Source organism: Shewanella sp. 10N.286.45.A1 (assembly GCF_041470405.1).
Lineage (GTDB): Bacteria > Pseudomonadota > Gammaproteobacteria > Enterobacterales > Shewanellaceae > Shewanella.
This window is the reverse complement of the sequence record NZ_JBFRMK010000305.1, coordinates 1-9,449: the sequence shown is the minus strand read 5'-3', so window position 1 is coordinate 9,449 and position 9,449 is coordinate 1. Positions and strand designations below refer to the sequence as shown.

Sequence of the window (9,449 nt, the reverse complement as noted above, 5' to 3'; positions counted from 1 at the left end):
ACTACTTGCCTACAGCGCTTTGAATTCCCGCTGAATGGTCAAACTTTTAATGCAATTGGTATAAGATCAGAAAAAAAGATAACTCGTGACAATTGTTAAATATCAATTACTAATGTGAGAACCCCTTCTTAGGGTGTGCCTACTTTTTTATAACAATCGAAACAATTTATACGCCAACGTCTGTAAAGACAGTTATAACATGACAGTAAATGGTCATCGATCTGCTCATCTTCATCGTCTTCAGCGAAAAATTGACACGCTTTAGCAGCTTCTCGCGCCGCCGCATAGGAGTCTGTACCTAATTTAAATCGCCACACACCGTCCACATAGGTAAACCATTTATCCATATTAGCCTCTAATACGCCTTGAGTGTTTGCTTAGAAGCATTCACCCAGCCTGAACCATGACGACTGACTAAGAGTGCAAACATGTGCTGACGATAAACTGCCTTCACCTTGCCAGTTAATAGTATGCGCTCGTCGCCAGCTAATATTTCACCACTATCACTCAGCACTATTTGCAGGGGGCTTGTGAGTACAATATCAGCCACTGTGAACTCAATGTCGGCGCTTTGATTATAATCCCCCAAACAGAACTGACCTTTAACCCGACCATCTTGACCACTTAAACGCAAACCTAGACCCGCTAAAGCACCGATGATTCCTTGACCAGTGCCACCGTGTTCAGTCAGATCAATACCTAGTTCAGTAGCCAGCTCGTAGGCTTGCTCTTTGGTTTTAACCGTCTTTTTAGCTGCGCGACCAAAGGCGATTAATGCACTGATATCGTAGGATGAACTCATATCAAGTATCGCCAACCCGGGGTCGGAAGCTGCTGCAGACTCCTGCAACAGATGAGTGACACATATTTGCTTTATGTCAGCAAAGTCGAGATGACTTTCAAGCTGAAAGCACATGGCACTGTTATGAGAGGTATAGGGGATATCGGGATGAACATATAACTGATGCCGAGTCACTAAGCACCTTGCGACATACTCAGTTTTATTCAGCTGTTGTTGCTGTAAAAGGTGGGCAATCTCTTCAGCAATTTCCCCGGTACCTTTAGTGCCTATGTCGTCGGTATCATCAATGCAAATTAGCCAGTTTTTCATTCTTAATCCTATAGATGTAAGCTAACGGTTACTCAGGGTTTTGATGCCGGTCTTGCAGCAAGTCATGTGATTGCAAGCGCTTGAGTACGCTAGGTACAAGCAGTGCGGCGCCGATGGCAAATAGACCACCCTGCAGGAAGTTAATCGCAAACTTGGTCAACGCGATCTGCTGACTCATACCCGCAAGCATATTTTCAATCCAACCTTTACTCGCCCATGCTAAGCAACCAGCCAGAGCCAGCAATACACACTGCCAACGTAATTTGAATACACCTGCAATAGCCAGTAACGCAATATCCATTGCGATGGCAGGCATGCCAAATTTGAGCAAGATCAACGGCCCACCTTTGCCAACACTCAGCATCATAGCCACCATTCCTGCTAGCAGGCCGCATGCAGTAATGCAGCCCACCCGACCTACGGTGCCGTAGCAAAGTAGATAGAAGAAAGTCATTAAGAACATTGAGTGACCACTGAGCCCCAGTTTAAGCCGCAACATGCTTTTTAAAATCACCAATAAGGTCGCACAAAAGCCTATAAACAACGCATCTTGCAGTTCAAAGTTAAGTTTCATTTGTCATCTCTCGTTGAAGGCCAATGCGTTACATGCTCACCGCTGCCAAAATGGCGTAACTTTGCCGATAGTGCCATCTGCTTTGATAGCTTTAATAGTTGGATCAACAGCGGCAGTAACACGCAATAAATAAATTCAGGCCAATTCTTTGGGTTTCGAAGTGCTTTAGGCGTGATCCTCGCACCGCGCATACATTGGATCTGGTAGATCTCTTTTAGCTCTTGCGACATAAACGGCATTAGGCTTAATGAAGCCGCTATTACAAATGCCCATTTGTGTGGTAACAACCAACTTAAAACCTCTCCAAGTCGCTCTGGACTTTGAGTACTTGAAAGCCACCAGCCAGGTAGCATTGCCAATAGCACTCTAAGTACCACTACCGCGCCATCTAAGAGCTGGCTTTCACCATAAAACAGATAGTAGAGACCCATAGTGGTAATAAATTGCACTGCAGCTAAGCGCAGCAACATGGTTATTTTTTTCTTTAGCACAAGCCCGTGAGCGATTAACCCCGCATTAATGCTCACTAATATCCACAATGCACTACTCGGTACAAAAAAAGCGCAGCTTGCCAATAGCAAGCTCAGGATCAGAGCGAAAGCGCAGCGGTGGCTCTGACGTATCCCAATTGTCACAGGCTTTGCCTTATGCTTAACATTTTCCCCACAGGTCTTGGTAACTTAGCCTGCATCAGCCTGCACTGCAGGCGCGGTTCTGTCTGACAAGTATCCCGACTCGATAAGCCAGACTCTATCGACATCACCGTAAGGCATCTCTCTGTGAGAAGTGAGTAAAATTGCGCAGCCTTTTTGGCGCAACTGCAGTAAAAGCTGCCACACCTTGTCACAATGCAAGCTATCTAGACCGGCAAAAGGATCATCCAGTAGCAACACCTTAGGTTGTAAACAGGCAAGTGATGCCAGCGCAATAATATGTTGTTGCCCGTAGGATAATTTATGGGGTGATGCCATCGACAAATGGCTTAACGACAGCTGTTGTAACATCCGCTCAGCTCGAGACAATGGCAACCTGAAACGACGTAAACTAAATTGCATTTCCGTCAATACTGTCGGCTCAAAAAGTTGCCGATTTGGCCTTTGTAACAACAGGCAAAGATTTGCACCAAAAATACCTAACTTAGGTCGTTTACCAAGTACTACCAATGGTAACTGCCCGATATCAGCCTGCATTCCTGCCAGCGCTTTTAGTAAACTGCTTTTGCCTGTGCCATTGTCTCCAACTAAGGCAACGATCTCTCCTGCTGCGACGCTTAATGATGCTGTACAGCGAAATAAAGGTGAACCTGCAGAGAACTGAAAGCGGTGCGGTGATATCAGTACTCTTTGCTCTGCTGCCCTGCCACCATTTGCACCTAACGTGGGTAACCTTTGCTTATGCGGCCGCGAAGGCTGGAATAGTCCCGCGACTAACTTGCCGTTCTCTAGCTGCCATAGGTGAGAAACAAGCTGGCCAAATGCTTGTGGCTGATGCTCCACCATCACAATAGCAACACCGTCACGGAGTAGCTCTTTAAGTACAAAGTACAGCTCTTGTACTCCATGATTATCAAGCTGAGTCCAAGGTTCGTCGAGCAGCAACAGATTGGGCTCAAACACCAGTTGAGCGGCCAACATTAGGCGGTACTTTTGTCCTAGTGACAGCACATCAATAGGCATGTCTAAGCTGACATATAGTCCAACCCGTCGCAGCGCCTGCTGCACTTTATCTAACATTTCATTAGAGGGAACGCCGAGGTTCTCTAGGGCGAATGCAATCTCAGCCCCAACGCTTTGGCGCAGGACCTGTACATTAGGATCTTGCATCACCAGCCCAACCTTTAACGCCGAATGACGAGTCATATCCCCCTCAAAAGGACGACATAACTCTCCGGCGATAAGGTGCAGTAAGCTCGACTTGCCGCACCCAGTTGCACCGCTGATGCAGTGACACTCGCCATGACTGACCACCAAGTTAAGATCATCCAAAATATCTGCTTGGTATGTGTCATAGCCAAAATGAATCCCTTTTAGCGAGATGAGTTGCATCAGCGACCTCCGGTTGACTATATCTGCCAGTTCAAACCAATAAACACTTGGCGACCAGCTTGAGGTAATGACTCACTTTGATAGTAATTTTCATCCAATAAATTGGTGGCTCTTAGGTAAAGCTCTAACTTGTCATCAAGCAACGGCTGCACCAAATTAACATCAACCAAGGTGTAGTCATCTAACGACTGTTCAAGCAGAACTTTTTCTCCTGCGACCTTGTGCTGGGCGTAGTAGATTTGATCCATGATCCGTTCAACATTTAGGTTGATGCGCATTGCAAATGGCAGTTGGTATTGCGCTTGAAACCGCAGTTGATGGCGAGGGCGATATTCTAGAGTTTGGAATGTCTCTGCCGCAGATTTGTCTTCAGTATCTAAAAAGCTATACATAAAAGTCATCGACAGGTCATCGATACTATTATTTTGCAGCTGCAGATCGACCCCTTTGAAAGCATAGTCGCCCATGTTTTGATAAGTACCCGCTAAGTCTTTGGCAATGTAATCTTCGGCATCGGTATAAAAACCTGCGATATTCAGCTCTGTTGAGTAACCAATATCTTGCAATAAGCCCAACTCAAAATGCTGTGATACTTCCGCCTGTAAATCAGCATTACCTGTAGATTGCGCATAGAGATTGCGCATAGAAGGGAATCGGACTTTACGCGCCACTCCCATATTAATGCGGGTATGCTCTAATGCTTGCCAGTAACCCGATAACTGCCCAGAGTAATCTTGTTCAGACCTCGATACTCTGTCTTGATCATGAAAAGCGCCTCCGAGCGTTACACCATAGCTGTCTGCTTGATATTGATATTCTAGCGCCGCCGTGTATAACCATGCTGAGTCATCAAAGCTGTCGCTGCTACCACTTCCATTGCCACCGCCGTTTCCACTTCCACTTCCACTGCCACTTCCACTTCCACTTCCACTGCCACTACCGTTACCACTTCCACTGCCGTTTCCTGAGCCACTTTTGTTATTTTGGTTACTTGCTAGTGCCTGTGACTGCCAGCTTTGCTTTTCAGCAATCATTGCCGTTGTGACAATACCTGCTTGGCCAAAGTTGGAAATGAACTGTAAGTTACCGCCCTCGACCGTAGAGCGACCATCTTGTTGCGCTTTTATCGCTTGGTATGCGTCATCTTTATACTGAGTCTCCAACACATCACTCTGGTTGTAGTAACCAAAACCACGCAAGGTAAACATGTCATTGAACTTATGAGCCAATCCCAGTTGAAAGGTTTTTGCTTGGTAATCGTCAACCCTCTCAAACTTCGCGCTCCCAGAACCAGTGCCATCTCGACTTGGCTTACCCCATTCGCCCTGTTTGAAGCTCATGTTAGCCATTAGTTGAGTGTTATCATTCAGCAGATAACTACCTTGTGCATAAATATTATCCAAGGTTTTATCGGCGTTATCACGCACATCACCCTGCTGATATTCAGTGTCGTTATAGTCACTCGACATTGGCCAGCCATCGGTTTGCTGACGGCTGTAATTAATCACCCCCTGCCAGTTGTCACCGCTTCCAGCAGCGCTAATATCACCATTAAAGGTATTATCTTGGGCAGCTTCAAGGCGTCCAGATAAACGCGGCGCATCCTCGCCCTGCTTAGTAATAATGTTAATCACACCACCAGCTCCACCTGGGCCATAAAGCACAGATGTTGGTCCAACGGATACTTCAACTGAACCTATCTGGCTGGAAGGTATTAAGCTTGGGTCGAACTGGCCATCTTCAGCGCCATTAGCGGGGACACCATTAATTAAATAGATAACGTGACGTGCTTTAAAGCCTCGAACATCAACCCTTGGGGTGCCTTGCCCACCCACTCTGACATAAAGCCCGGGCACGTTTTTGAGTAACTGATCTAAGCTTTGCGCTCCAGTTGCTTTGATCTCTTGTTCGTTAAGACTCCAATGAGTGGTTGCAGACTCTGTGACTGAAGCTTGCTTACCATGAACAACTATCACCTCAGTAACGTCTAAAATGGGGTCTCGCTCCATATCATCTGCTTGCACTTGGTAGCTAATGCTTAAAGCCATAGCAATTGCAGATAACTTCAAGGTGTTATTTCTATTTCTCATTGGTTTTCATCATCCTAACGACATTATTAACGCCTATTGTTAGAAAGAGAGTAGCAACGCACAAGCTATCAACTTACAAATACAAACTTAGATCAACTAATTAAAACAAAGGGAGTTACTAACCAACACACATAAGGACAATATGTCCAGCTAGAACTTCGTGGCAGACAAAAAGACACAGTGAAAGCGATAAAATGAATTAGCGGCGCTTAAAGATATAAAAAAAACAAAGCGTGAACATAAAATAGTCAGTGGCAGCTCACAGCAGCAGAGCAACCGACTTGACACTCTAGTCGGTGGATATTACTTTGTGGTAAAGATTCTTATTACCAATTTGAAAATGGGTGAACTGCAAGTAGAGGTCAGCGCCTCACATAGCCCATAAGAAATACGATTTGGAGTATTTATTGACCGCCCCTTTGCTGTCTCACGCGATTAAGTCTTTAACCGACAAGCTCACATCCTTTACTCTGCAACCACACAGCGATCCGATAATCCAGCTGTCGGTGACGATTTCGGCGATCCCGGTGATTGCTTGGTTAGCAGCGCAGTCCACCTATCCAAGAATCTATTGGAAAGGGCGTGATACCGAGGAAGAGGTTGCAGCTATCGGTTGCTGCAAAGATTTCTTTTTTGGTGATGACGTTGACGACTTAGAAATGTCAGCTGAATACCAAAAGCAAAGAGCACTCACCAGTAATCAAGACGTCCGCTATTATGGTGGAGTCGCTTTTGACCGCAAAAATGAAAGCTGGCCGGAGTTTGGAAAGGCACGCTTTGTATTGCCTCGTATTGAATTACGCCGCAGCGGTGATGAGTTCAAACTGCTGGTAAACCTTAACTTTACTGACAGTTCTCTAGAGAAAGAGGTTGCCACAGCAATGCAGGCAATCGCGGCATTAGATAAGCCTAAGCCGCTTACACCGCCCAATAAGGTCGCATTAATGGGTCGCAGCGATAAACCCGATCGTTATCGCTGGACTGAACTGGTCAACCAGGTTACCCATCCCAAATTTATTAAAGAAACACCAAAAGTGGTGCTGTCTCGCCAAACTCAACTTGAAATTAATGAGCAAGTTGATCCTTGGACACTACTCGCTTGCTGGCAAGGAAGAAACCCTAATAGCTTTCAGTTTGGTTTTCAATTTAGTCCCGATAGTGCCTTTATCTCTTGCACTCCTGAGCGATTATATCGCCGCAGACAGCGAGAGTTATTTACTGAGGCTCTAGCAGGTACAACGGTTAGAGGCATCAACCAGGAACAAGACAAAGCCTTGGCACAAGAGCTACTGGACGACACCAAAAACAGTCATGAAAATCAGTTAGTGAGACAGCAAATTGTTGATGTGTTGAACCCTTTGAGCCATTACGTTGGCGCCGAGGAGTTTCCAACGGTATTTAAGTTAAGCCATATTCAACATCTACATCGCTCGATTAGAGCCGAACTAAAAGCCGGTGTGAATGATTTTCAGCTCATCCAAGCGCTGCACCCTACCCCCGCAGTTGGTGGCTTACCTAAAGAACCTGCAATGAACTTTATTCGCCAGCAGGAAGGTTATGTCAGAGGCTGGTATGCCGGTGCTTGTGGTTACTTCAATAAGCATGAAAGTGAATTTGCAGTCGCTATTCGCAGTGCCCGTATTGAACCTGGTCGCATCAACCTATTTGCTGGTGCAGGGATTGTTGCAGGGTCTGAGCCAGATAAAGAGTGGAGCGAACTTGAAAACAAGTTAACCACTATTCTGTCAATATTGACTGAACTTTAACACCACAAAAAATCAATCAGTTACCCCATGATGTAGTGGTTAATCAGCCGCTACATCATTTTTATGCTTGCTCTGAAAAAATTCTGCTCTATAATTTGCCGCCCCGATTATGGGTTCACACTACTTTGACTAACCAAAAATTGTAAAATTATAGCGATACTTGCTATTGCGGGTTCCCTCACCCCGCCCGATTTATTAAAAAAGGCCACAAGATGTTGATGTTATCTCAGACGCAGGTTCGCCGTGCGTTACTGCTTTTAGCAGGCTTTCATATTATTATTATTTGTGCCAGTAACTACTTGGTGCAACTCCCATTTCAGATCTTTGAACTGCATACCACATGGGGCGCGTTTAGCTTTCCTTTTGTTTACCTTGCAACCGATCTTACCGTTAGAATTTTTGGTCAACAGGCCGCACGCAAGATCATTTTTCTCGCCATGCTTCCAGCCTTAATCATCTCTTACTTGATGGGCGTTGTATTTCATCAGGGGAGCTTTCAAGGTGCGGCCGCGTTACTAGAATTTAATAGCTTTGTCTTTAGAATCGCTTTTGCCAGTTTTGCAGCCTATTTGATAGGTCAATTAATGGATATCTTTGTTTTTGCCAAATTAAGACAAACAAAATCTTGGTGGGTTGCACCATCAGCATCCACTATTATCGGTAATCTTGTTGATACGCTAGTGTTCTTCTCGCTTGCTTTTTACGCTTCAACAGATAGCTTTATGGCCGCCAACTGGCCAGAAATAGCAACGGTTGACTACGGCTTCAAACTTATCGTTAGCCTGGGCTTATTCTTACCCGCCTACGGTCTATTACTGAAGGTGTTGCAAGATAAGATTTTGCAAGAGACAGCTCGCAAAACCGCACTGTAGCGCCAAACTACTCTTAACAACAACTGGCCAGACCTGTTATAATTTCGCCAATTCGTTCACCTTTGCCTCGTTTATTTAAGAGACATTTATGGTGAACTGGCGAAAATTATGAGAGTAGAAAATGTACACCATTGAAATTGAAGCAATTACCGAGTTTACACCTGAAGTATTAGCACGCTTAGATCAAGCTTATGACGCTATTCCTGAATTTGAGCAGCCTTATTCAAGCCAGGAGATCAGTACTCGGTTACTGTCTACTTCTGCATTATTGCTTATCGCTAAGATTGAAGGTGAAGTTGCTGGCTTTAAGCTTGGTTACCAAAACGCTGATGATACATTCTACAGTTGGTTAGGCGGTATAGTTCCTGACTATCGCGGCTTGGGCTTAGCTAAAAGCATGCTTGAATACCAAGAACATTGGGCAAAGCAAAAAGGCTATAAACTGATGGAAGTGAAAACCCAAAACTGCTTCCCTGTAATGCTGAACATGTTGATCAACAATCAATACCAGATCACAGCCATGACTGCAGATAGCCAGCGCTTAAGTCAAAACAAACTGCACCTGCAAAAGCAGTTATAAAAGTTTATCGAGTTCTTTACATAATAAAACTTGCAAACACAAATGAGAATGATTATTATTAACTTGCGTTCCAGAACTCAGGTTAATGGTTAAAGTTCTCATCATCTTTAATGGTTAACGAGTTTTATTAAGCACGACATTGCTCACACACACTCTTAAGTGGCCGGGATTTTCCCCCGGCTTTTTTTTGCCTGTAATTTGCCTCTATGACAATTATACCAATCAGTATAAGTAGTTGATCTACTCAGAGTGTTTTTGGCGAACTAATTCAAGGCAGGCTAATTCAAAGTGAGTAATGACACAATGGTTATTCCCTTATGAGTTTATTCAACGCAGAAGTAGGAAGCCAAAAACACTCCTTACAGGCGAGTTTTAGAGGCTTTGATGCTGTGTTAATGAACTTGAATGTAG

Annotated in this window: 9 protein-coding genes; 3 read left to right on the top strand and 6 right to left on the bottom strand. The window is 44.7% G+C overall.

Going from position 1 to position 9,449, the window contains the following annotated elements; genetic code table 11:
- Nucleotides 1-128 precede the first annotated feature (128 nt).
- The 6 genes from AB4238_RS19775 to AB4238_RS19750 are packed head-to-tail and all read right to left on the bottom strand — an operon-like array spanning nt 129 to nt 5,820.
- Complete coding sequence (locus AB4238_RS19775) at nt 129-347, bottom strand: hypothetical protein (protein ID WP_372035048.1); 219 nt, start codon at nt 345-347, stop codon at nt 129-131.
- 8 nt (nt 348-355) lie between these two features.
- On the bottom strand, nt 356-1,111 hold the full coding sequence (locus AB4238_RS19770; protein WP_372035046.1) for a DNA-binding protein: 756 nt from the start codon (nt 1,109-1,111) through the stop codon (nt 356-358).
- A gap of 28 nt (nt 1,112-1,139) precedes the next feature.
- Complete coding sequence (locus AB4238_RS19765; RefSeq protein ID WP_372035043.1) at nt 1,140-1,685, bottom strand: core component of ECF transporter; 546 nt, start codon at nt 1,683-1,685, stop codon at nt 1,140-1,142.
- On the bottom strand, nt 1,682-2,320 hold the full coding sequence (locus AB4238_RS19760) for an energy-coupling factor transporter transmembrane component T (protein WP_372035041.1): 639 nt from the start codon (nt 2,318-2,320) through the stop codon (nt 1,682-1,684). Before AB4238_RS19760 ends, AB4238_RS19765 begins: the two co-directional genes overlap by 4 nt.
- 45 nt (nt 2,321-2,365) lie before the next feature.
- The gene (locus tag AB4238_RS19755) at nt 2,366-3,730 is read right to left on the bottom strand and encodes an ATP-binding cassette domain-containing protein (protein ID WP_372035039.1); all 1,365 of its coding nucleotides are present in this window, start codon (nt 3,728-3,730) and stop codon (nt 2,366-2,368) included.
- Nucleotides 3,731-3,747: 17 nt separating this feature from the next.
- Nucleotides 3,748-5,820 carry a TonB-dependent receptor plug domain-containing protein gene (locus tag AB4238_RS19750; protein WP_372035037.1) on the bottom strand — a complete coding sequence of 691 codons (2,073 nt, stop codon included), beginning with the start codon at nt 5,818-5,820 and terminating at the stop codon, nt 3,748-3,750.
- A 407-nt stretch (nt 5,821-6,227) separates the two neighbouring features.
- Here AB4238_RS19750 and AB4238_RS19745 point away from each other — a divergent pair, with 407 nt between their 5' ends.
- The 3 genes from AB4238_RS19745 (at nt 6,228) to AB4238_RS19735 (ending at nt 9,038) form a co-directional block, all read left to right on the top strand.
- On the top strand, nt 6,228-7,586 hold the full coding sequence (locus AB4238_RS19745; RefSeq protein WP_372035035.1) for an isochorismate synthase MenF: 1,359 nt from the start codon (nt 6,228-6,230) through the stop codon (nt 7,584-7,586).
- Nucleotides 7,587-7,798: 212 nt separating this feature from the next.
- The gene (locus AB4238_RS19740; protein WP_372035033.1) at nt 7,799-8,458 is read left to right on the top strand and encodes a 7-cyano-7-deazaguanine/7-aminomethyl-7-deazaguanine transporter; all 660 of its coding nucleotides are present in this window, start codon (nt 7,799-7,801) and stop codon (nt 8,456-8,458) included.
- A gap of 121 nt (nt 8,459-8,579) precedes the next feature.
- Nucleotides 8,580-9,038: a GNAT family N-acetyltransferase gene (locus AB4238_RS19735; RefSeq protein ID WP_372035031.1), complete on the top strand. Its 459-nt coding sequence runs from the start codon at nt 8,580-8,582 to the stop codon at nt 9,036-9,038.
- The last annotated feature ends 411 nt before the right edge of the window (nt 9,039-9,449 follow it).